The 22629-nt window shown below is 46.7% G+C and carries 19 protein-coding genes; 10 read left to right on the top strand and 9 right to left on the bottom strand.

Annotated elements, in window-relative coordinates; translation table 11 throughout:
• Positions 1-470 precede the first annotated feature (470 nt).
• Positions 471-1328 (top strand): hypothetical protein, encoded by an 858-nt coding sequence (locus J3492_RS02750; RefSeq protein ID WP_207989595.1) that lies wholly within the window; start codon positions 471-473, stop codon positions 1326-1328.
• A 173-nt stretch (positions 1329-1501) separates the two neighbouring features.
• Entirely contained in the window at positions 1502-1708 is a 207-nt protein-coding gene (locus J3492_RS02745) for a hypothetical protein (protein ID WP_207989593.1), read from the top strand.
• Between the two features lie 140 nt (positions 1709-1848).
• Here the strand turns inward: J3492_RS02745 and J3492_RS02740 are convergent, their stop codons facing one another.
• From J3492_RS02740 to J3492_RS02730, 3 genes are all read right to left on the bottom strand, one after another.
• A complete protein-coding gene (locus tag J3492_RS02740) occupies positions 1849-2625 on the bottom strand; it encodes a 4'-phosphopantetheinyl transferase family protein (protein WP_207989591.1) in 777 nt (258 codons plus the stop codon).
• A gap of 125 nt (positions 2626-2750) precedes the next feature.
• On the bottom strand, positions 2751-3305 hold the full coding sequence (gene pal, locus J3492_RS02735; RefSeq protein ID WP_207989588.1) for a peptidoglycan-associated lipoprotein Pal: 555 nt from the start codon (positions 3303-3305) through the stop codon (positions 2751-2753).
• Between the two features lie 154 nt (positions 3306-3459).
• Positions 3460-4008: a DUF6231 family protein gene (locus tag J3492_RS02730; RefSeq protein WP_207989586.1), complete on the bottom strand. Its 549-nt coding sequence runs from the start codon at positions 4006-4008 to the stop codon at positions 3460-3462.
• A 253-nt stretch (positions 4009-4261) separates the two neighbouring features.
• Between J3492_RS02730 and pepN the strand changes: the two genes are divergently transcribed.
• Positions 4262-6859, top strand: coding sequence for an aminopeptidase N (pepN, locus tag J3492_RS02725; protein ID WP_243453074.1), 2598 nt, complete (start codon positions 4262-4264; stop codon positions 6857-6859).
• Between the two features lie 96 nt (positions 6860-6955).
• Here pepN and J3492_RS02720 read toward each other — a convergent pair whose 3' ends face one another.
• The gene (locus J3492_RS02720) at positions 6956-8038 is read right to left on the bottom strand and encodes a 3-deoxy-7-phosphoheptulonate synthase (RefSeq protein WP_207989582.1); all 1083 of its coding nucleotides are present in this window, start codon (positions 8036-8038) and stop codon (positions 6956-6958) included.
• Between the two features lie 180 nt (positions 8039-8218).
• Between J3492_RS02720 and lpxB the strand changes: the two genes are divergently transcribed.
• The 3 genes from lpxB (at position 8219) to J3492_RS02705 (ending at position 11945) form a co-directional block, all read left to right on the top strand.
• Positions 8219-9493, top strand: coding sequence for a lipid-A-disaccharide synthase (lpxB, locus tag J3492_RS02715; RefSeq protein WP_207989580.1), 1275 nt, complete (start codon positions 8219-8221; stop codon positions 9491-9493).
• A gap of 51 nt (positions 9494-9544) precedes the next feature.
• Positions 9545-10468, top strand: coding sequence for a ribonuclease HII (locus J3492_RS02710; protein ID WP_243453064.1), 924 nt, complete (start codon positions 9545-9547; stop codon positions 10466-10468).
• Between the two features lie 265 nt (positions 10469-10733).
• Complete coding sequence (locus J3492_RS02705; RefSeq protein WP_207989578.1) at positions 10734-11945, top strand: spore germination YkwD domain-containing protein; 1212 nt, start codon at positions 10734-10736, stop codon at positions 11943-11945.
• A gap of 283 nt (positions 11946-12228) precedes the next feature.
• Here J3492_RS02705 and J3492_RS02700 read toward each other — a convergent pair whose 3' ends face one another.
• Complete coding sequence (locus tag J3492_RS02700; protein ID WP_207989576.1) at positions 12229-12894, bottom strand: DUF924 family protein; 666 nt, start codon at positions 12892-12894, stop codon at positions 12229-12231.
• Between the two features lie 134 nt (positions 12895-13028).
• On the opposite strand from J3492_RS02700, the gene J3492_RS02695 reads away from it, so the two are divergent.
• The 4 genes from J3492_RS02695 (at position 13029) to J3492_RS02680 (ending at position 18774) form a co-directional block, all read left to right on the top strand.
• Entirely contained in the window at positions 13029-14180 is a 1152-nt protein-coding gene (locus tag J3492_RS02695) for an acyl-CoA dehydrogenase family protein (protein ID WP_207989574.1), read from the top strand.
• Positions 14181-14255: 75 nt separating this feature from the next.
• Entirely contained in the window at positions 14256-15464 is a 1209-nt protein-coding gene (locus J3492_RS02690) for an acetyl-CoA C-acetyltransferase (RefSeq protein ID WP_207989572.1), read from the top strand.
• Positions 15465-15551: 87 nt separating this feature from the next.
• Positions 15552-17723 carry a 3-hydroxyacyl-CoA dehydrogenase NAD-binding domain-containing protein gene (locus J3492_RS02685; RefSeq protein WP_207989570.1) on the top strand — a complete coding sequence of 724 codons (2172 nt, stop codon included), beginning with the start codon at positions 15552-15554 and terminating at the stop codon, positions 17721-17723.
• A complete protein-coding gene (locus J3492_RS02680; RefSeq protein WP_207989568.1) occupies positions 17716-18774 on the top strand; it encodes a CaiB/BaiF CoA transferase family protein in 1059 nt (352 codons plus the stop codon). The genes J3492_RS02685 and J3492_RS02680 overlap by 8 nt, the downstream gene beginning before the upstream one ends.
• A gap of 96 nt (positions 18775-18870) precedes the next feature.
• Here the strand turns inward: J3492_RS02680 and J3492_RS02675 are convergent, their stop codons facing one another.
• The 4 genes from J3492_RS02675 to tolQ form a co-directional block, all read right to left on the bottom strand.
• Complete coding sequence (locus tag J3492_RS02675) at positions 18871-20163, bottom strand: PD40 domain-containing protein (protein WP_207989566.1); 1293 nt, start codon at positions 20161-20163, stop codon at positions 18871-18873.
• 163 nt (positions 20164-20326) lie between these two features.
• The gene (tolA, locus tag J3492_RS02670) at positions 20327-21370 is read right to left on the bottom strand and encodes a cell envelope integrity protein TolA (RefSeq protein WP_207989564.1); all 1044 of its coding nucleotides are present in this window, start codon (positions 21368-21370) and stop codon (positions 20327-20329) included.
• Positions 21371-21381: 11 nt separating this feature from the next.
• A complete protein-coding gene (gene tolR, locus J3492_RS02665) occupies positions 21382-21843 on the bottom strand; it encodes a protein TolR (RefSeq protein WP_207989562.1) in 462 nt (153 codons plus the stop codon).
• Positions 21840-22583 carry a protein TolQ gene (gene tolQ / locus J3492_RS02660; RefSeq protein WP_243453063.1) on the bottom strand — a complete coding sequence of 248 codons (744 nt, stop codon included), beginning with the start codon at positions 22581-22583 and terminating at the stop codon, positions 21840-21842. The genes tolR and tolQ overlap by 4 nt, the downstream gene beginning before the upstream one ends.
• Positions 22584-22629: the final 46 nt, after the last annotated feature.

Below are 22629 nucleotides of genomic sequence, written 5' to 3'. Positions count from 1 at the left end.
TAACAAATTTTAGTGATTGCTATGCTGATAAGGCCTGCGCTTAGGCATCAGTGATAAATATAGCGTTTTAGCCGTCCTAGATACAGCATCTCACATTGTATAACAATTGCGCATGTTCAGTTAAGCAACTGCCACTGAGTCCCACGGCTTATCATAGTATAATGAACTCATTAACAATATATCTGTCCCAGAGAGCAACAACAATCAAGCAACAATGCGAGTGCTTAGCCTTGTACAGTGTGTTTACTTTGAGAGTATCGTGTAACCAAAAATCGTTGTTTATCAGGCTTGAGCAGTAATGATTACAATACCTATGCAATCTTTACATAACGGTAAATAAAAAGCGCTTATCTAGGGATGACTTTTTCAGCCAGAATTGTTTTAATCGCCTCAACAAAATGATTGTTTGTAATGATAACAAGACAATCTTTTTTTGTGGGCCAGTTATTTCACACTTTAGGAGAATATAAATGAAACTTGTTAAATTAACTGCTATCTCTGCCGCTGTTTTGGCATCAACAGCTGCACTAGCAGCAGAGCCAGTCGTCGTCGTTGATGGCGATGAAGCTGCTGTATATCAAGCGGAGCCAGTAGCAGTCGCTTATGAAGCTCAGCCAGCTGCTCAATACAACGCTGATGCTGGTGTGGTACGTAACACCACAGGCGCTGTCGTTGGTGGTACCAAGACATTCTTTAATACTGCTCTAAACCCAGCAGCTGTCAGTGCTGAGATCGGTACGCTAGGTTATGGTGCCAACATCGCTTGGGCGCTAAATGATAGAGTTGAACTACAAGCCGGTTGGGCAGGTGGTGATGTTTCTGACATCAAAGATAACTTCGATGTTAATGATATCGAATATAAGATCGATGATGCAGACTTTAGCAACCCGTACCTAGGTGTACAGGTACGTCCAGCAGCCAACTGGTTCACTGTCGGTGGTGGTATCATCGTACCAGATAATGATATTGAAGTAACCGCTAATGCCACAGGTCCAAACTATAGAATCAACAATATTGACTATGCTTCTGATGATGTAGGTTCGCTATCAGGTACGGTAGAGCATCGTAACAAACTAGCACCTTACTTGACCGTTGGTTTCCGTCCAAATATCTCTGACAACTGGGGTGTGTTTGGTGAAGTCGGTGCGGCTTACCTAGGTAAAACAGACGCTACAGTGACTGCAAGTGGAACAGGTAATGTGAGTGTTACAGGTGGCCCGGATGTAGACGCTAGTGTCGTCGCTGAACGTGCTCAAAAAGAGCTAGAAGACAAAAACTGGTTAGAGTGGATGCCAATCGTTAAAGTTGGTGCGACTTACCGCTTCTAAGCCAAATACAGCCTAAAAGCTGTCGTGGATTATAAAATAAAAAACGACCCTTAAGTTTAAGGGTCGTTTTTTTATGCCGCTAAAAAAGTTTTAATAAATAATAGGAGTAGACTATATTCTGGTTTATGGATATAATAAATTTTAAACAAACAAAAGTATATCCTTAAAAAACTATGTCTGATGCCATCGAAAAAAGACACGGGTATTGTGAGATTGTAGGAAGAGAAGTACTCTATATTCGTAAGCGTGTCAAAAATAACTGGTTACTTATGCTGCTGCAGCTGGTCATCACCGGTGGTTTATGGGCTTTTTTTATCATTCATCATTTGTCGTTTTCTGAGCCATGGACATGCACCCTCTGCGGACAAAAGCACTACTAAGTGGTGGTTTAGCCCCATGCTGAGTGTTGCTAAGGTGCTGATAGAATGTCCTGATAGATAGATAGGAGATGAGCTTTGCTACGCAGCACATGGACTTATGTTTGATAACTAATAACCCTAGCCCAATAACCCTAGTATGATTAAAACACAATGATCACTTGCTGCTGAGCTGAGAAGACCACTTGATAATCAGAGGCTTTAGAGCTGAGTAAGGGCAGAGAGGCTGTCGCCTTACTCGATGCTATATTTAGATCGCTGATGATAGGCGCATAGTTTATACCTAGGCCTTGAGCCAGCGTGTATTGATGAATTTTAATAAAGCTTTCTTTGACTTGCCATAGCACCTTGGCTGCCAACGGGCGGTCCTTCTTTGGCAACCTAGTGAGCACAGCGATCTCTTCAGAATGATAAAAGCGCTGCGCCACGTGCCACTCTACATCATGAGTCTCGATATCGATACCTACTGCTCGCCGATAGCTGATGGCGACTGCGACCTTGCTATGACGGCCACCACCTGAGTGGCTAAAGCACACATAGTATCGATGCTCTGACAGCTGATAGGGGAACTGTGACTCATTTAGCGTATCATCAATATCAAGTGTCGCCAGCAACTGCTGTAACAGCAAACGTACGCCGTCACGTTGTTGTTGGCGCTTATGCTGGGCTTTTTTTTGTGCCGAGGTGTGTCGCTTGACGACATACTGCCAAGAAAGGTCAGCAAAGCATGCCTCAGCTTGGTGATTCATTTGAGTACGATTGTCTGTACTGCCGTCTATATTCAGTGACGAGGGTATGGTAAAGGGCGGTGATAAGGAGTGGTTGGCAGCAGGTAGCGCTGAGCTGACATCGGCCGTCGCACACCAGGTCGCTGCATCAAGCTGAGTATATTGAATCCGACTGAGCGTCAGGTTTTGCATAATTGGTACCTACTTATCAGTAAGCTTTATGGTGATCAAAATCAAAAAGCCTAGCAATATCTCTGTTGCTAGGCTTTTACTATATCGGATAAACCTCACTAAGGGCGTGAGAGTAGCAAGGCCGCTTAGTAAGACAGCTCAGCACGGCGGTTGAGTGCATGGGCTTCTTCAGTCGTACCTGTAGTGGCCAGACGCTCTTCACCGTAGCTGATGATGCGGATATTATTGACAGGTACGCCTTGCGCTGCTAGATAGCTGCGTACCGATGCGGCACGGCGCTCGCCTAGTGCCATGTTGTACTCACGGCTACCACGCTCATCAGTGTGACCTGCAATCAGCACACCGGCTGCAGGGTTTGAGCTCAATAGACTGGCGTGCTGGTTCAACACATTGGCAGCGTCAGCTCTAATATCACTTCTATCAAAATCAAAATAAACCACAGTCTGTAGATTGTCAGCGGTGGTGACCACAGCAGTTGGGTTATCGACGACGACAGCACCGGTATAGGCTACTTGGCCACTGGGAACACCGAGTGGTGCGACGACAACCTCAGAGGTAGAGCGCTTGGTGGCACAGCCTGTTGTGAGCGCTACAGCACTTGATAGCACTGCAAGAGCAGCGACTTTAGCAAAACGACTGCTGCTGGCGATCGTACGAGACGAGAGGTGAGTGGTTGACATATTTAGCTCCTAAATGTTTAATCCAATTTGTTATTTTTGAGACCACTTATCATAACTGCTTATGGTAAAACCTAGGCAATTACTACTCATCATAAAATCTTCGTTACGTTGTGTAAATAGCATTACTGTAAATGATGATAAATACCGTCCCGCATTACCAACGATGTTTGTCCCAGTGTTCAGGATTGGCCCAATAGTCGCTATTTAGCCAATTGGGACGTTTTTTATAATCATATAAGTTAAACTGCCATAGTGTGATCAAGGGTCTTGGCGCTATCGCTTGTGATTGAGGTTTTTCTAAAAAGTCTAAAGGGGTAAAGCCATAAGCCTGCAGGCTAAGCTGGCTATCGAGGGCGACGAGCATATGCGCAGCATAGAGGTCACGGTAGCGCATAAGTGTAGGAATATGCAGCTGTAGGGTGTCAGCGGAGAGCTGAGGCAGCCAAAAACAAACCAGCGCATAGCGGTGCTGTATAGTAGAGTGATGCAGATCTGAGATCGTAGAGACAGCAGCAGTCGCTGCGGCACGGCTGTCTTGTGTTATCAATAGTTGATGGAGAGCAGACTGGGCCTGTGTGTCTGTGACCACCCATAGCATGCCGCTATCGTCATCGTGATGGCTCAATGAAGACCAAAGTGCTTCAGTATAGACAATCAGTGAGGATAGTCTGGCTGTAGATGGCGTGGTTGTCAGTGGTGACATAGGCGTTGCTCTAACTTATACAGTAGTAAAAAATCATTGATTATTGACGCGGACGGTCAGTATCACTCTTGAAATCAATAGATAAACGCCAATGTAGCTATTAAGTTGATCATTAAGCTGCTCATCAAGCTGATTAACAGACCCTAACCACATTTCACATGCAAAGTCCGTCGCTTTAATATAGCGAATTATACTCATAATAGGAAGAAATATGTCAACCGCTCAAACTGCCACCGCAATCATCGATCCCAATATGCCCGATGTGCCGCCACATGTACCCAAGAAAATCTATCTAAAAGACTATAAAAAACCAAGCTATGATGTCGAAACGGTCGATTTGGATATCAAGGTGTTTGACGATCATGCGCTGGTAGATAGTACGCTCGTCATGCATCGTCAAGCAGAGGGCGACTTAGTATTATATGGCGAGGACGTTGAGCTGTTAGAAATAAGTATCAATGGTGAAGCTCTCAGCTCAGAGGGCTATAGCCAAAGCGATGGCAAGCTAACGATTAGCGACACGCCTGATCAGTTAACGTTGCAGCTGCAAGTACGAATTTGCCCACAAACCAATACCGCCCTTGAAGGCCTATACATGGCAGGAACAGGTAGCGATACCATGTTTGTCAGTCAATGTGAGCCCGAAGGTTTTCGCAAGATTACTTTTTATCCAGACCGTCCTGATGTGCTGGCTGTGTTTACCACCCGCCTTGAAGCTTCTAAACGCTACCCTACCTTACTCGCCAATGGCAATCTAATTGAGCAGGGTGTGGTTGCCGATGCGCCAGACCGCCATTATGCCATCTGGCATGACCCAACCCATAAACCAAGCTATCTGTTTGCCTGTGTGGTGGCGGATTTGGATGTGTTGACAGATTACTACACGACCAGTGAGGGGCGTGAGGTGACGCTTGAGCTTTATGCAAAGGCGGAAGACATTGATAAATGTCATGTCGGTATGCAGGCACTAAAAGACGCCATGGTGTGGGATGAGGTCAACTATGGCCGTGCCTACGATTTGGATCGTTATATGATTGTGGCGGTCAGTCAGTTCAATATGGGGGCGATGGAAAACAAAGGGCTTAATATCTTTAATACGGCTTGTGTGCTCTCAAGCCCTGAGACCACGACAGATATACGCAGCTTTAATGTCAAAGCGGTTATCGCTCATGAATACTTTCATAACTGGACGGGCAACCGTATTACTTGCCGCGACTGGTTTCAGCTGTGTCTAAAAGAAGGCTTGACCGTCTATCGTGATCAGTCTTTTTCGGCGGATCATCAATCTAGTGCCGTGCAGCGCATTGATGATGTATCTATGCTACGTGCGCATCAGTTTAGTGAGGACGCAGGACCACTTGCTCATCCGGTGCGCCCAGAGAGCTTTGTAGAAATCAATAACTTTTATACCACCACCATCTATGAAAAAGGCGCAGAAATCGTGCGTATGTTGGCCAATACTTTAGGCCCTGAGAAATTTCGCCAAGGGACAGACGAGTACTTTCGTCGTTATGATGGGCAAGCGGTGACCGTGGAGGATTTTTTATCTGCATTGAGTGTCGCTGATAGTAAGATCGAGCGCTTTATTGATTGGTATCGTCAGCCGGGTACGCCAGTGGTATCTGGTCATCAACACTATGACAGTCAGGCGCAAACGCTTACCATTACTCTAAGCCAGCAGACCCGTCATGTGGCTGGGTTTGACGCACCAAAACCGCTACCGATTCCAGTAGCAACGGCTTTGTTTGCTAAAGATACGGGCGCTATCGTTGCCGAACGCATGCTACTGCTCGAAGAGGACGAGCAGGTTTTTACTTTTGAAAATGTGACCAGTGAGCCTATCGTCTCACTGCTGCGTGACTTTAGCGCACCTGTGCAGCTCAATTATGACTATCATGATGAGGATTTGGCTTTTTTACTCAAATATGAGACCAATGGTTTTAACCGCTGGCAAGTCACACAGCTGCTGGTCAACCGTATCTTACTAAAAGGTCATCATCCTAGCATTTATTTACAGGCTGTGGCTGATACCTTGCCGCAACTGGCAGTAGATGACCCCATGTTGGCTGCACGTTTGCTCGACATTCCTTCTGCTCGTGAGCTGGCCTCAGCCATTCATAAAGACTATGATCCAAGCTCAATCAAGCAGCAAAGAGAGGGACTGTATCAACAAGTGGCAGACTCGTTGGCCGAGCAGTGGACAGCACTCTATCAGCAGCTGCCGATACAGGGATATGAGGACAGCCCGAAAGCACGCGGCGCACGTGCCTTGCGTAATGTGGTGCTTGATATGGCTTTGACCGCACAGGTTGAGGGTGCTGATAAGTGGGCGCAGCAGCAGTATGATAATGCCAGCTGTATGACCGAGCGTTTTGGTGCTCTAAAAGCCTTGGTCGATCATCAGGTTGCAGGTGTAAATGACTATTTGGCTGATTTTTATGAGCGTTTTAAGGCCGATGAGTTAGTGATCGATCTGTGGTTTAGTGTACAAGCCTCTGCCGAACAGGTCAGTACTGATGACATCACAGCACTACTTGAGCATGCTGACTTTGATTGGAACACGCCCAATCGTGTACGTTCCGTTATCAGTGCGCTGACTTCGCAGCCGACTGTGTTGTGGACATCTGAGGGCTTAGATATTTATACGGGTGCGATTCAGCGACTTGATGAAGCCAACCCAGTACTCGCTTCACGGTTACTGCAAGTGCTGGCACGTTGGTATACGCTGGTTGAGCCACAGCGTCAAATGGCCCATGATAAGCTGTCTGCTTTGCAAAAGCAGGCGTCATCCAAGCATGTGCTTGAGAGCTTAGATAGCGTGCTTGCCGCTGCGCAGACGCAGAGTACCTAGTTGTAGCTTCATTGCTCCGTACCGCAGAAAAGAAGCCCATCTAGCGATAGATGGGCTTCCTTTATAAAAATAGGCTGTGGGCAATACGTTATAACATTAACGATTGGGCAATACGTCTTTTATCATATCACGTAGGTCATGTAGCGCCGTCACTGTGCTGTCCCAGTCGAGGCACCCATCAGTGATGGATTTGCCGTATTCAAGCTGGCTCAAATCAGCGGTGAGCTTTTGATTGCCACCTTTTAGATGACTTTCAATCATCATGCCGATGATGGACTTATTGCCGTTTTGGATTTGCTCCGCCACGTTTTGAATGACCATGGGCTGTAAGTAAGGGTCTTTACCAGAGTTGGCATGGCTTGAGTCAATCATAATCTTGGAGCTGACTTTGCCTTTGGCCAGCTCGTTTTCGACCTGAGCGACTGCAGTTTCATCATAGTTAGGTTTGCCGTTACCACCACGCAGTACCACATGGGCGTAAGGGTTGCCTTTAGATTTGATGATAGAGACTTGTCCATCTGCCGATAGACCCAAGAAGCTATGACCGGCTTTGACCGCCTGCATGGCATTTACCGCCACTGTCATGCCGCCATCAGTACCGTTTTTAAATCCGACAGGACAAGATAATCCTGAACTCATCTCACGGTGGGTTTGGCTCTCAGTGGTACGTGCGCCAATCGCTGACCAGCTGATAAGATCCTGCATGTACTGCGGGGTATTTGGGTCAAGCGCTTCGGTGGCACAGGGGAGCCCTTTTTCGTTGAGGTCAATCAAAAGCTTGCGTGCAGTACGCAGTCCTTTTTCGATATCAAAGCTGTCATTCATATCAGGGTCGTTAATCATACCCTTCCAGCCAACGGTGGTACGGGGCTTTTCAAAATAAACCCGCATGACGACAAAAATACTGTCTTCGACTTCTTTTGCTAATGTTGCCAAGCGATCGGCATATTCGTGTGCCGCTTCGATATCGTGTATAGAACAAGGACCGATGACCACAAATAAGCGCTTGTCTTTACCATCTAAGATGTTTTGGATGGTCTGACGACCTTTTAGAACCGTATGATAGGCTTTGTCTGTCAGAGGGAGCTCAGTTTTTAGCTCAGCTGGAGTGATCAAAGGAATGAACTGTTCAATATTCACGTCATCAATATCTGCGTTGTGAGTAACTGGTGTTGTCATAATTATACGTCGTCTAGCTAATTTATAGGGATATTCATTATGCTGTGAAAACAGCGAGTTGACAAGGGCGGTCGGTAAGATTATTGACTGATAACTGGAATGTCAAAACCAAAACTTTGTTATACTTGCCTATTTAGGGCCAATTAACTCACCGCATATGATCAATACCGAGAACTTATTATGACAACTTCTGCTGTATCTTCTGACACGGTAGCCGCTTATGACCTTTCAAAAACGCCGCCACTGGTGATTGGCATCGTGGCAGGTGAGGTGTCCGGCGACAGCTTGGGTGCAGACTTTATGCAGCAGATGAACAACTTGCGTGATGACATCGTTTGGGTCGGCGTAGGTGGCAGTAAGATGCAAGCGCAAGGGTTGCAAAGTATCTTTCCATTAGCCCGTTTGGCAGTCATGGGCTTGGTAGAGGTGATGGCCCAACTCCCTGATCTACTCAAGGCCCGTCGTGAGCTGCTAGAGGCTTTTGCGGCGGCCAATATCGATTGGTTTATCGGTATCGATGCGCCTGATTTTAATTTACGTGTGGCCAAAAAGCTCAAGCCGCAAGGGGTATTTTGTGTGCAGTATGTCAGTCCTTCGATATGGGCATGGCGTGAGTCTCGTATCCATGGCATTAAGGCGGCGACCAATTTGGTCCTATGCTTGTTTCCATTTGAGCTGACAGTGTATGAGCGGCACAATCATCCTGCCATTTGTGTTGGCCATCCGCTATTGCGTACGGTCAATCAAGCGCTTGTGGATACGCCGACCAATCAGCTGCGCAGTGAGCTGGTTTGGCACAATGATGGTTTGCAGCAGTTTTTTATCGAGCGCTTTGATGATGTCAGCCAGCTGATTTGTGTCATGCCAGGCTCTCGCCGTGGGGAGATTAACGCTATCTTACCGTTGATGCTAGATGGTATCCAAAGACTGCTGTTACTTGATCCCAAGCTGTGCTTCATCATTCCAACCGTCGATCAAAACCATCAGTATATCGTGCAAGATGTCATCGATAAGCGCTCAGAGCAGCTGCGCAGCGCCATTGTTGTGGTTTATGATGACCGTCAGCCTAACTTTAGTCAGCAAGCGATGGCGTCTGCTGATATCGTGATGCTGGCATCAGGCACCGCAACCTTTGAGGCGATGCTGCTTGAGCGTCCTATGGTGGTGATTTACCAACTCAACCAGTTGACTTATCAAGTCGCTAAGCGTTTAGTCAAAGTCCCCTACGTGGCATTGCCGAATATTTTAGCTGGTAGTGCGATTGTGCCTGAGCTGATCCAAGATCAGGCCAGTGGTGACAATATCTGTCGCACAGTAATGCGTTTGTTGCAGCCTCGTGCTTATGCTGAGCAAATGCAAAATCTTGTGACTACCAAACTAGAGTTGCAGCAACAAAGCAATCATGATCCTGCAAATAGTGTGGTTGCAGAATGGTTTGCTCAAAAAAACTCATAACGACCGTCTAGGATAGTATGTTTACAAATGGTGTATAACAAGCCGAATGCTATGAGTCATGAGTGCTGGTTAAAAAACAATATCGAAAGTCGTAACGATGCTGATGTTGAGCGTCATAAAAGTGTTGGGGTTAAGGGCATGATAACTATTGATCGTCATATAAATCATATCGATGTTAAAGGCCAATATATGAGTTTGGTGGCTCCGATTCATCTAACAGGCCATCTGCGTATGACCGATGAATGGATACAGGACTTATCTCAATCAAGCTTAGACCTAGAGCGCCAACCATTACAAATAGGCGTCGATGAAGCAGGTCGCGGGCCTTTACTGGGCAGTGTCCATGTGGCTGCTGCTATATTGCCAACGACATGGTCAGGACTGATAGAGAGGCAGCCATTGCAAGACACGCCACTATCAATACTGACCGACTCAAAGCAGCTTAGCGAAAAAAAGCGTGATCTACTATATCCACTGGTGCAGAAACATGCTGTTGGCTATGTCATAGCAGAGATACCAGCGGCAGTGATTGATCAGATCAATATCCTGCAAGCCACCATGCTCGGTATGCGATTGTGTGCAGAGGAGTTGTTAATTAGCATCGCAAAGCAGAGTGCCTATTCAGCAGATACTGCTTCTTTGATATCAGCGCAAGTATTATTCGATGGCAATCGCTGCCCTGAGCTTGATTATAAAGAACTGGCCGCCTCAAAACTAACGCCATCATCTATCGATTGCCAAGCATGGGTAAAAGGCGATGCCCGTCACACCAGTATCGCAGCGGCCAGTGTGTTGGCTAAAGTCAGTCGTGATCAGACCATGTATGATTTGGATGCTCGCCATCCACAGTATGGTATTGCCAAGCATAAAGGCTATCCGACTCAAGCTCATATGGCCGCTCTTGAGCAGTATGGCGCATTGCCTGAGCACAGACGCAGCTTTGCACCTGTGAGACGAGCACTTGAAAACATATAAACGGAAGTTTTAACCAGTCAACTGTATCTTACTATTAAAATAGCCTAAGCATTTAATTCTAAATCAACTATCCCAATATCAGTCCATGTCTATTACCTAGTTTAAAAAAACACCAATTCAAATGATATAATGTCAAGCCATTTGCTACAGATGGTTTTTTTGTAGTTATAAGCGGTGCTTTCCTCCTAAATTGGCATCATTATTGCTGGTTTTAATCATGTTCACCCCGCATTCACATGCTCATACAGTTACTTTAGGATAAATAATGACTTTGAAAACCACAAAGAAAAGTCTTGCCATTGGCCTTTTTGCCGCACTGTTTTTGACCGCCTGTGGCGGAGGTGGCGGAGGTGGAGATGGGGGTGATAGCTCGAGTAACAGTGATGATGATTCCAAATCTTCTACTCCAGTAAAACCGTCTGAGCCTATACAGCCTAATGCGCCGCCTGAAAATGACAAAGCAATCGCTAGCAATGATGCTACCGCCGCACTGGTTGCAAGTAATACCATCAGTCTTGCGCGAAAAGGCTGTGGTCTTAGTGGTTTGTCAGATGATCCAGCGCTTGAAGAGGTTGCTACCAAACACGCTAACTATATCAAGCACGTATTTGCCAACAGCACGCCGACAGCATTTAATGCGCACTATGAAGGTGAAATTAAAGACATTAAAGCATGGACAGGTAGGAACAACCCGTTTTTTACGGGTAATATATTTGAGGACCGTATAACAAAAGCCGCATATCCGAATGCCATGTATGGCGTCACTGAGAATATCGGTCATACAAGGTACTTTAGCTCTGCAGGTGATATTGCAACGCCTGAAAATGCCGCTGAGTCAATGGCCAAATCTTTGCTGGCAGCGCCTTATCATTTGCGCTCTTTGATGATGCCGAGTTTACGTTTGGCAGGGACGAGCATGGTTACTTATACACCTTATGGCAAAAAAGCAGCTTATAACAAAGGCTATGTTTTAAATCACAATGCAGCTGCAACTTCAGCCATTAATAATGCAACTTTTAAAGGTGTTTTTACTTACCCTTGTCAGGACGTCAAAGGTACGGTAACGGCTCTTTATAATGAAAACCCTAACCCAGTCAAAGACACTGGTCGTGACTTATATATGAATCCTATCGGTCAGCCTGTCTATATTCATGTACCATTGGCCGCCAGCATTAAAGTCAGTAATGTAAAGTTCCATGACGTCAAACGTAATATAAATGTGCCCGTTCAATTGCTTGATGCTGATAATGACCCATACAAAGGCCATACTAACTATCAGCTACCAGTAAACGAAGCATTTATTATGCCGCTCACCGATGATCTACAGAGCTGTGACATGCAACGTGCCCCAAATCAAAGTCAGCAATGCGGGCTGTATAGTAATAGTGAGTATCGTGTCAGCTTTGATGTGTTAATCGATAATAAAACCTTAAATAAACAATCGTTTACTTTTACCACCGGTGAGGTGACTTATTAGCTATAGTCGATACTAAATAAAATGGATAGGTTATTTAATAATGCGAAATTGGTATAAGTCTTCTAGCTTGCTGTGCCTACGCCGACAGAGGCTATAAAACCAACATTAAAAAACTAAGCATCCCAGTTCCGCTGTATATTTTTCATATTAGACTGACTATAAGTGACCTAGATAGCATAGAGCAAGAAGGGCTGAAGCAGATAACTGGTTCAGCCCTTATTGTTTAGACTGTTTGGAAAGTGTTTTCAGCTACGAAACGTGTAAACCTCTGCAAACTGCTGTCTTAAAATGATGAGTTCGGCTGCTTTAAGAAGGCTTCCTCTTCTTCAGTCGACTCACGATCCAATACGTCGTTACGATGCGGATAGCGGCCAAATCGATCAATGATTTCTTTATGACGGTGCTCAAAATCTAGCGTATTTTCATCATTTAGCTGCTCAAACAGCGGCAAATAGCGTTCATGTATCATCGCTGATTCAGAATGCATAAATGGCATAATCATAAATTTTCGCCACTGTGTTGGTAGGTTGTCAAACTGAGGCTGTGCGATGGCCTCCTGTGCCAATACCAGTGCCATACCATCTTGTGCAAAAGCATCCGCTTGCTTACGGCACAGATTACGTGAAAACTGATCTAACACAATAATTTCTGCCAGACGTCCTGCCAAAGCAGTGATTGAGCTGTTGCTGTCGGTTGGTGCGTCCACAGTTCGCCAAGTGACACATTCTCCTTGTTTAGCCGCTTCCCAAATCTTGCCAAACTTCTCTTTTATCTGTTTATCAAACTCGTCGTTTTGTGCAAACCAATATTGTTCGTTGTTTTTATCAAACCAAAAACTCAACACGGCTCGCGCATCAGAATTAAGATGCTCTAAGTTAATGCTGGTGAGATCAATTTGCGCTGATTGGCTTTGGTTGGTAGCGGTAGAGTAATCCGTTGATAATGACATAAGGTCTTCTTTTTATGATGAATTTAATCTACTATATCTCAAATATTTATATCTGTCATGCTACCAGCAGCAGTGAGGGCTTGAAACTGAGCGTACGCCCTAATTAAATCTCAATCAAATCAAGGATGAGCAATATGGCTATCGAAGCCTTTACTTCCAAATGGATGACCGAAGAGCATGGCATGGTATATGACAGTGCGCTAAAAATGTTCAACAGTTGGGCAGACAAAGATGAGCAGTGGCGTGAAAACGGCATGATAGACCGTGAAGCCTGGTACGAAGCAGGTAAGATGGGGTTTTTGTGTGCCTCTATGCCAGAGGAGTACGGGGGTAGTGGTGGTGATTTTGGTCACGAAGCCGCTATCCTTTTAGCACAAGCGCAGGCCAACCAATCAGGGTTTGGCGGTATGGTACACTCAGGCATCGTGGCACCATATATCTTAAAGCACGGTACTGAAGCACAAAAGAAAGCATGGCTGCCTAAAATGGCAACGGGCGAGTATGTTGGTGCTATTGCCATGACCGAGCCTTCGACGGGCTCTGATTTACAGGCCATCAAAACCTATGCAGTGAAAGATGGTGATGATTATATTATCAATGGTTCAAAGACATTTATCACCAATGGTCAACATGCCAATCTTATTCTTTTGGCCTGTAAGACAGATCGCAATCAAGGTGCGCAGGGGGTTTCACTACTCGTTGTGGAGACGGACGGCTTAGCAGGGTTTGAGCGTGGCCGTAACCTTAAAAAAACAGGTATGTCTGCACAAGATACCTCAGAGCTGTTCTTTAGCAATGTACGTGTGCCACAAAAAAACGTACTGGGCGGGGTTGAAGGTCTGGGTTTTATTCAGATGATGCAAGAGCTGCCACAAGAGCGCTTAATTATCGCAGTAAGTGGTTGCGGCGCTATCAAGTTGGGGCTAGAGCTTACGCTGGCATACGTAAAGGACCGCACCGCCTTTGGTAAGTCAATTTGGACATTTCAAAATACCCGCTTTAAGATGGCTGAAGTGCAAGCAGACTATCTCGCAGTCAAAGCGTTGTGTGACTCTGCTATTGAGGCTTTGATTGAGGGGCGCTTGACGGCCGCACAAGCGTCATTGGTTAAATACTGGGTCACCGAAAAACAGTGTAAGGCCATGGATGAGTGTTTACAGCTGTTTGGGGGTTATGGTTATATGACGGAATACCCCATCGCTCGTATGTATGCTGATGCTCGTGTACAAAAAATATATGGCGGCACCAACGAGATTATGAAGGAATTGGCCTCACGTTCTATGTAGTGGCTTATGGTTGAGGAGGGCGCATCCTTCTCAAGAGGTCATTATGTATCACCGCTTCAATTAAAAGGATTTATCATGCCCCAGACTGCTTATATCTATGATGCCATCCGTACCCCACGTGGCAAAGGAAAAAAAGATGGCGCTCTTCATCAAGCATCACCGATTTGGCTGGCACGTACTTTACTTATCGCCTTACAGCAGCGCCACGGTTTAGATACCCGCTTGGTAGATGATATCGTGCTTGGCTGTGTAACGCCAGTCGGTGAGCAGGGCTCTGATATTGCCCGTATCGCTGCGCTTGATGCAGGCTGGGTTCAAAGTGTCGCAGGTGTGACATTATCACGCTACTGTGCTTCAGGCCTTGAATCCATCAATCTTGCTGCAGCCAAAGTCATGTCTGGTATGGAAGATATGGTCGTGGCTGGCGGTATTGAATCAATGAGCCGTGTGCCTATGGGCTCTGATGGCGGCGCATGGTATATGGATCCTCGGGTCAATGATGCCACCAACTATGTGCCTCAAGGCGTAGGCGCTGACACGATCGCCACCCTAAAAGGCTTTAGCCGTACTGATGTTGATGCGTTTGCAGCCGAATCCCATCGCCGAGCTGCCCATGCATGGGAGCAAGGCTACTATGATAAATCCGTCATACCCGTTACAGATATTAATGGCATGCTGCTACTTGATAAAGATGAGACCATTCGCCCCAATACAGAGGTGAAAACCTTAGCGGGCCTCAAGCCCTCATTTATGACGCTGGGTCAAATGGGCTTTGACAGTGTGATCTTAGACAAATACACCACGATTGAAAACATCAACCACGTGCATCATGCTGGTAATTCATCCGGTATCGTGGATGGTGCTGCCATCTGCCTCGTTGGTAGTGCTACAGCGGGGGAGCGAGCGGGTCTTAAACCACGTGCTAAAGTGACCATGGCAGCGGTCATTGGCTCTGAGCCGGCCATCATGCTGACCGGCCCAACACCTGCGTGCCAAAAAGTACTGAATAAAGCCCGCATGACGGCTGATGATATCGATCTTTGGGAAATCAATGAAGCCTTTGCAGCCATACCCATGAATACTGCTGATGATCTTGGTGTGTCATTGGATAAAGTAAACGTCAACGGTGGTGCGATTGCGATGGGTCACCCCCTTGGCGCAACAGGCGCAATACTGATGACGACTGTGCTTGATGAGCTTGAGCGCCGTGATCTGAATACGGCGATGATCACCCTTTGTGTCGGTGGGGGTATGGGTATTGCAACGATCATTGAACGTGTATAAAACGATTATAAAAACACTCATAAAGCAGGATGCGACACGGCTTTGAATGATTCATCGTATAGGACAATAACTTAAGAAGGACCTAATATGAGCACCAATAGCGTAGATGCCATCAATGCACTAAACCACTTTTTTGCTGAATCTGATAATGGCATTCTCACGGTCACTATCGACCAAAGCGATCGCAAGATGAACGTCATCGGTGAGGGTTTCAATGACGCCTTTGCTGCAATGACGGAGGTTTTTATAAGTGACAAAGAAGCAAAAGGTTTAATTCTAACCTCAGCCAAATCAACCTTTATGGTTGGTGCTGATCTTGATCAATTAGCAACGATTACGACTGCTGAGCAAGCGTTTGATTTGGTTGAAGGGCTAAAGACGAGCTTACGTAAGCTTGAGACTGCTGCTAAACCAGTCGTCGCTGCGATAACGGGTACCGCATTAGGTGGTGGCCTTGAGCTTGCCTTAGCGTGTCATTATCGTATTGCCATCGACTCACCTAAGGTCACGCTTGGTTTGCCTGAAGTAAAGCTTGGTTTGCTGCCTGGTGGCGGTGGCACGCAGCGTCTGCCACGTCTGATTGGGATTCAAAGAGCCGTTGAGCTGATGACACAAGGCAAAGCACTGCGGCCAACACAAGCGCTAGACATTGGAATTATCGATGACGTTGCTAGCGACAATAACGAACTTATTGCCAAAGCAAAAGCGTGGATCAATGACAACCCCAAAGCGCAGCAGCCATGGGACAGCAAAGGCTTTAAAATTCCAGGTGGGGACAGTACACATCCAAAAGTGGTGCAAATGCTCTCTATCGCCCCAGCGATGGCCAACCAAAAGTCACACGGTAATTATCCTGCTATTACACACATTTTGTCTAGTGTGTTTGAAGGCTGTCTAACGGATATTGATAATGGTTTACAGATAGAGTCACGGTACTTTGTCGCTTGCCTGCTCTCGTCTGAATCCAAAAACATGATGAATACCCTTTGGACGCAACTAAACAGTATCAAAAAAGGCCAGTCACGCCCTGACGGTTTTGAGCGCTCAACAGTCAGCAAGGTAGGCGTCTTAGGCGCTGGCATGATGGGTGCAGGTATTGCCTATGTGTCAGCTAAGGCCGGCATAGACGTGGTGTTGTTAGATACCACTATCGAAGGCGCTGACAGAGGCAAAAGCCACTCGGTTCAGCTGTTAGACAAGGCGATCAGCCGTGGCCATGCAACAGAAGAAAAAAAGCAGGCGCTACTTGATAAGATTGAGACCACAGTTTCTTATGCTGATTTAGCAGGCTGTGATTTGGTGATTGAAGCAGTCTTTGAAGACATGGGTATCAAAGCGGAGTGCACACGCAAGTCTGAAGCTGTGATGCCAGAGACTGCTGTTTACGCATCAAACACCTCGACACTACCAATCACTGAGCTTGCTAAAGCCAGTAAACGGCCACAGCAGTTTATCGGTCTGCATTTCTTCTCGCCAGTCGACAAGATGCCCTTAGTAGAAATTATTGTCGGTGAAAAGACCGATGCTGCGACTGTAGCCAAAGGTATTGATTATGTGGGTCAAATTGCAAAGACGCCAATCGTGGTTAATGACAGCCGTGGTTTTTATACCTCTCGTGTGTTTGCTACTTATGTTTCAGAAGGTATTGCGATGCTAGGCGAAGGCGTCCACCCACGCAGTATCGAAGTGGCTGGTATCAAGTCAGGTATGCCGATGCCGCCACTTGCTCTACAAGATGAGGTGTCGCTAAGCCTATCCCTGCACGTCATGCAGCAAACCAAACAGGCAATAGAAGCGCAAGGCAAAGCCTTTACTCCGCATCCTGCTATGGCAATAATACAAAAGATGGTCAACGAGCTTGGTCGTGAGGGTAAAAAAGTTGCTAAAGGCTTTTATGACTATCCTGAAAAAAGCGAAAAGCGCCTATGGCCTGGGCTGACTGAGCTTTATCCAACCAGCGATGAGCAGCCTTCGCAGACAGAGCTGGTAGACCGTCTGCTTTATGTACAAGCCAACGAGGCGGCCAAATGCTACGAAGAAAACGTCGTCCGCACCGTCGCTGATGCCAACGTCGGCTCGATCTTTGGCTGGGGTTTTGCGCCCAACCAAGGCGGTACGCTGCAGTTTATCAACTCCATGGGTGTCGATAGATTTGTCAAGCGTAGTCGTGAGCTGGCAAAGACATATGGTGAGCGCTTCATACCGGCGCAAATATTAGTGGATATGGCTGAAAAAGGTGAGGAGTTTGTCGATGATTAATCCAGCTGAGGCGATGCAAGATTGTCTAACAGGTTTACGTGTCGTGGACTTGACACGCAACCTTCCAGGCCCGTTTGCGACCAGATTGCTCGCTGACTTGGGGGCTCAAATTATCAAAATCGAGCCAAAAAACGGTGATCCCGCCCGCGCTTTTGGTGAGCTGTTTACTGCCCTAAATCATGGTAAAGAGACGCAAAAAGTTGACTTTCGAGATAAGCTGGGTATCGATGCAATCAAAGCGCACCTAAAGGATGCCGACGTCATGCTTGATAGCTTCCGGCCTAGCGTGCTCAAGGGTATGGGACTTGACTCTGAAACCTTACACGCTATTAATCCCAGGTTGGTCATGGTATCCATCACAGGTTATGGTGTGGTTGATGGTAGCACTGTCAGTCATAACTGGGCGAATAAAGCGGGCCATGATATCAACTTTATGGCGATGAGCGGCGTGCTTGATCAGCTCAAAACAGCTGATGGTGAACAAGCCATGCCCAATATTCAGTTTGCTGATTTGGCAGGTGGCAGTGACACGGCAGTGATCGCTCTTTTGGCTGCTGTGTTTGCAGCACAGCGCACCGGACAAGGTCGTCATGTTGCCGTTAGTATGACCCATAGTTTGTATCAGCATATGGTCATGCCAAAAGCCACTGGTAAGCTGGTGGCGAGCTTCTCTGGTGAAGTCCCTAAGCCACAACAGGATTTTTTAGGAGGGCTACTGCCTTGCTATCGTCTCTACAAAACCGCAGATGACCGTTATATGGCAGTTGGTTCGCTAGAGCTGAAATTTTGGCAAGGCTTGTGCGATATACTAAAGCTGCCTGAGCTTAAGACCAAGCATTGGCAGATGAATGTGCTGCCCAATAGCAAAGCCAGCCAAGAGGCAGCACAAATAGTAGCTGATGCCTTTGCCAGTCAAGATCTTGCACACTGGCAGCAGGTTTTTGAATCCACTGATGTCTGCGTGACCCCAGTATTAACCTTGCAGGAGGCCACGGCTCATCCTTTATTTGCCCATCAAGATGAGCACTATGCAACCCTAGGCTGGCAGTAAAGCAGTATAGTTGCAGTCGCGCTTTGGGGCTTATGACAGCTTTGTTTACAACTGACTGTATGTAGCGATAAATATATGCCAAAAACCCCTTAAATATTATTTTGGACTGGCGGACCATACTGGTGAGCGGATGATACCTTGTCCTGACTTACCAAATGCTTTGCCACTTTCTAAAGACTTGATGGTCAAGACGCCTTTACCGCCTTGGGTGGAGGCATAGACCACACGTTTGCCATTCGGTGAAAAGCTGGGCGCTTCATCGATGCCAGTGTTGCCCAGATTGGCGGTGACTGCGCCCTTGGTATTCATAATGGCAGCTGAGCGACCGTTTAAAAAAGCGATTTGAGTGCCGTCACTACTAAACTGCGGGCTGGTGGCATAACCGCTATTAGATATCTGTGTAGTACGTCCACTCCCAAACTCGTAGCGATAGATTCTTGGCTTATTAAAGCCTGTTCGATCCGAAACAAAAACAAAAGACTTCCCATCAGGGGCATAGCTTGGCTGTACTTCATTGCTAGGCCAGCTGATCAGTCTTCTAGGTTGGCCACCACTGGTACTGATCTCATAGATATCAGCGTTGCCTTGATAGCTGCTAGAAAACAGGATTTTTCTACCATCAGGGGAGAAAGAAGGGCTTAAGTTGCTACCGGGAAAGGGGGTTAAGACACGAGCCCCGCCACCATTGATATTTTGCACATAAATGGTTGGATATGACTGGTCACGCTGAACGGTATAAGCGATGTGAGAAGCATCAGGCGACCATGCAGGGGAGAAGATAGAGCCTTTTACCTCAGTAATGGTTCTGGCGTTTTCACCATCGGCGTCCATGACTTTTAGGCGAGAGATCTTGTCTTTGCCGAGTCCCGTCTCTTCGATATAAGCAATACGTCCTGAGAAGTCTCCCGGGGTACCTGTGACCAACTCATAGATCTTATCAGCGATCACATGACCGGCGTAACGTAAGCTTTGCGGGTCGTTATCCGAGGTGAGGCTTTGTTTTCCCTCGAGTACGTTGCCAGACTTTACCTCTATGACTTCATAGTCTGTGATGACTTTTCCGCGGTTGCTACGGGTGCTGCCAACCACTAAGTAAGGAATGCCTAAGCTTTGCCAGACAGGTAGGCTGCCAGCCAACTCGCTACTGCTGTGTGGCTGCTGGGGCAAGTCGTTATTGGTGACATTCAGCTCCGTGCGACTTAAGTCATTTAAAATAACAGAGGAGAGGAGGCGGTCACCGGCAAAAGGCACGAGCGCCACTTGGTTCTGCTGTACGGGGATCTCATAGTCTAATTGTAAGACAACAGGGTTGGCGGATACACTAGGAGCAATTAGTAGGCTCGCAGCGCTGGCAAGTAATGTTATTAATAGTTTTTTGTGAGTACGCATAGCCAAGTCAGGCTCCTAAAGAAGTGAATAGGTAGTTGTGATGATATTTTAAGGCGATTATTACGTTAAGACAATAAGGCACTCAGTGCAAGTTGCTTAAGCAATTTACTTAAATGAGTGGTGGAAGAGGATAGTGGCGATAATCTGAAAAGGTGACGCTCACTCAGTTGCTGCCGTTAAATTGTACGGTAAAAGTAGGATACTTGGGGTCATCCACATCAATGGGGAAGTTACGAGTATCAAGCACTGCTTGCTTGGCCGCCTCGTTTACGGCGCTGTCTGATCCTGATACAGACACATCGACCACATCACCATTGTTATTGACAGTAATGGTCAAGGTTGCCCGTTGAGTGGATCCTTTAGATGCGACTGGTGGGTTATAATTGCGCTTAATTAAATTGATAATTTCACTGTTATTAGCACCTCGGTTGCCACTTGAGGCAGAGCGACTACGTCCTTTTTCCGTGCTCGCAGTATTAGGGTTACTAGATACTGTAGGCTGACCATCCGATAAGCTGATGCTTTTGTTTGAACCATCCGAGCTGCCAGTGTCGATTTTTATATTACGATCACTGCTGGTTGGAGGGTTAATCTTAGGAGGATTGTTCTCTTTATAACGAAGCGCTTCAAGTGCTTCACGTTCTGCTTCTCGTTGCTGCCTTTTTATCTCTTCGGCACGCTGTAACTCTTGCCGTGTCGACTCGTCTAACTGTGCGGCCATTTCAGCTATGTTACGCTCGTATTCTCGATTTCGCTCAAGCAGGCGTTGGCGATGCTCTTGTGACATCAGTATGGGTTTGTCAGTAGGATCATTTGCAGGCGTAAACACAGGTGTTTGTTTTGGGTTGGGCTGCGAGCGTTGCCCAGTGCTATCTTGAGTGGCACTATTGCTATTGTTGTTTGCACTCATTTGTGGAGCAGATGCAGTGCTGCCCCCATCAGTGGTTCTGCTGGTCGTACGCTCATCACTACTGGCGGCTTGCATCGCTGTTCGGTTAGCGATGATTTGCGCTTGCATCTCGGCCAACTCCTCAGGTGAGACCATGGTGGTTTCAATACTGCCAGCAGTTTCTATCACAGGAGTTTGATAGGTATAAATGACTATCCCAAGTACGACGCCATGCGCCAGTATGCTAAGTAGCGTCGGCAGCGTGATGCCATCACCTTCGGGTGGGGTTGGCACATAGACCACAGGCGCCTTATTCATAGTGATCCCCCTTATTGTAACTTGGGCGGCGGGAGAGGAGAGCCGGTTAATAGCCCTACCTTTTCGATGCCGGCTTGCTGCAGGTTTGCCATGAGTGCCATGACAGCGCCGTATTGGTTGTTTTGATCGGCATTGATCATGACCTGAATGGGCGGCGCACCAGTGTTGTTGTTTTGCATCTGTAAGTTCGATAGGGTATTGATCAGTTCCGGCTCACTGATTGGCATATCGATGTTGTTTTCATAGCTGATAAAGATCTCGCCGCTACCGGTTAATGAGATGATAATAGGCAACTGTTGTTGGCTCATGGTGTTGGTTTGCTCTTTAGGCAAGTCAACATCGACACCTGTGGTCAGCATGGGTGCAGTTACCATAAATATCACCAACAGCACGAGCATGACGTCGATATAAGGGACGACGTTTATTTCAGCATTTAGGGGCTTGTTTTCACGGCGATATGGACTTTGTCTCATAGTCCTTTAGCCCTAGCCACTGCGGCGCTATTTTCAGCAATGACAGTCTCTCTTTCTGTCTCAAATGAATGTTGAGTATTGGTCTCACGCTGTAGCATACCCGTCATCTCGTCGCAAAATAAAGCACGGGACTCATAGAGACGCTGCGCCTTGGCAGTAAAATGATTGTAAGCCAGTACAGCAGGAATCGCAGCAAACAGTCCCATGGCGGTTGCGATCAAAGCCTCAGCGATACCAGGCGCCACAGCAGCGAGAGTCGCTTGCTCTGTTTGTGATAGACCCAAAAAGGCATTCATAATACCCCAGACGGTACCAAACAAGCCGACATAAGGTGCCACTGAGCCGATACTGGCAAGGATAGGTGTGCCTGATTCAAGCAGCTGCTGCTGACGCCCGAGTCCTACTCGTAGCTTGCGCTCTACACCATCAATGATGTCGTCTTTGGGCTGGCGTTTTTTGTGCATTCTTAAATATTCAGAAAACCCAACATAAAATATCTGCTCAAGTCCTTGGCGTTCAGGCGAGCTTTGTACCCCTTGGTAGAGTTTGGCCAGATCCTCACCTGACCAAAACCAAGACTCAAACTGCTCATCAAAGTTTTTGGCGGTGCCTAGACGTGCACTGAGACGAAATATCATCACCCAACTGAGTACAGATGCCAATAACAGCAGTGCCATCACAATCTGTACCAATAAGCTGGCTTGGGTAATCAGGTCTATAATATTCAATGATTCAGGCATGTAACGAACTCGCTAATGATAAGGGGTAACTGGTCAAGCAATCACA

The organism is Psychrobacter coccoides (assembly GCF_017498085.1).
Lineage (GTDB): Bacteria > Pseudomonadota > Gammaproteobacteria > Pseudomonadales > Moraxellaceae > Psychrobacter > Psychrobacter coccoides.
Note: the sequence above shows the minus strand (reverse complement) of the source record. Positions and strands in the feature narration are given on the sequence as shown.

What these genes read in the sequence shown, in the direction of transcription:
- J3492_RS02750 (WP_207989595.1), top strand. Translation starts at nt 471, where the DNA reads ATGAAACTTGTTAAATTAACTGCTATCTCTGCCGCTGTTTTGGCATCA.
- J3492_RS02745 (WP_207989593.1), top strand. Translation starts at nt 1,502, where the DNA reads ATGTCTGATGCCATCGAAAAAAGACACGGGTATTGTGAGATTGTAGGA.
- J3492_RS02740 (WP_207989591.1), bottom strand. Translation starts at nt 2,625, where the DNA reads ATGCAAAACCTGACGCTCAGTCGGATTCAATATACTCAGCTTGATGCA.
- pal (WP_207989588.1), bottom strand. Translation starts at nt 3,305, where the DNA reads ATGTCAACCACTCACCTCTCGTCTCGTACGATCGCCAGCAGCAGTCGT.
- J3492_RS02730 (WP_207989586.1), bottom strand. Translation starts at nt 4,008, where the DNA reads ATGTCACCACTGACAACCACGCCATCTACAGCCAGACTATCCTCACTG.
- pepN (WP_243453074.1), top strand. Translation starts at nt 4,262, where the DNA reads ATGCCCGATGTGCCGCCACATGTACCCAAGAAAATCTATCTAAAAGAC.
- J3492_RS02720 (WP_207989582.1), bottom strand. Translation starts at nt 8,038, where the DNA reads ATGACAACACCAGTTACTCACAACGCAGATATTGATGACGTGAATATT.
- lpxB (WP_207989580.1), top strand. Translation starts at nt 8,219, where the DNA reads ATGACAACTTCTGCTGTATCTTCTGACACGGTAGCCGCTTATGACCTT.
- J3492_RS02710 (WP_243453064.1), top strand. Translation starts at nt 9,545, where the DNA reads ATGAGTCATGAGTGCTGGTTAAAAAACAATATCGAAAGTCGTAACGAT.
- J3492_RS02705 (WP_207989578.1), top strand. Translation starts at nt 10,734, where the DNA reads ATGACTTTGAAAACCACAAAGAAAAGTCTTGCCATTGGCCTTTTTGCC.
- J3492_RS02700 (WP_207989576.1), bottom strand. Translation starts at nt 12,894, where the DNA reads ATGTCATTATCAACGGATTACTCTACCGCTACCAACCAAAGCCAATCA.
- J3492_RS02695 (WP_207989574.1), top strand. Translation starts at nt 13,029, where the DNA reads ATGGCTATCGAAGCCTTTACTTCCAAATGGATGACCGAAGAGCATGGC.
- J3492_RS02690 (WP_207989572.1), top strand. Translation starts at nt 14,256, where the DNA reads ATGCCCCAGACTGCTTATATCTATGATGCCATCCGTACCCCACGTGGC.
- J3492_RS02685 (WP_207989570.1), top strand. Translation starts at nt 15,552, where the DNA reads ATGAGCACCAATAGCGTAGATGCCATCAATGCACTAAACCACTTTTTT.
- J3492_RS02680 (WP_207989568.1), top strand. Translation starts at nt 17,716, where the DNA reads ATGATTAATCCAGCTGAGGCGATGCAAGATTGTCTAACAGGTTTACGT.
- J3492_RS02675 (WP_207989566.1), bottom strand. Translation starts at nt 20,163, where the DNA reads ATGCGTACTCACAAAAAACTATTAATAACATTACTTGCCAGCGCTGCG.
- tolA (WP_207989564.1), bottom strand. Translation starts at nt 21,370, where the DNA reads ATGAATAAGGCGCCTGTGGTCTATGTGCCAACCCCACCCGAAGGTGAT.
- tolR (WP_207989562.1), bottom strand. Translation starts at nt 21,843, where the DNA reads ATGAGACAAAGTCCATATCGCCGTGAAAACAAGCCCCTAAATGCTGAA.
- tolQ (WP_243453063.1), bottom strand. Translation starts at nt 22,583, where the DNA reads ATGCCTGAATCATTGAATATTATAGACCTGATTACCCAAGCCAGCTTA.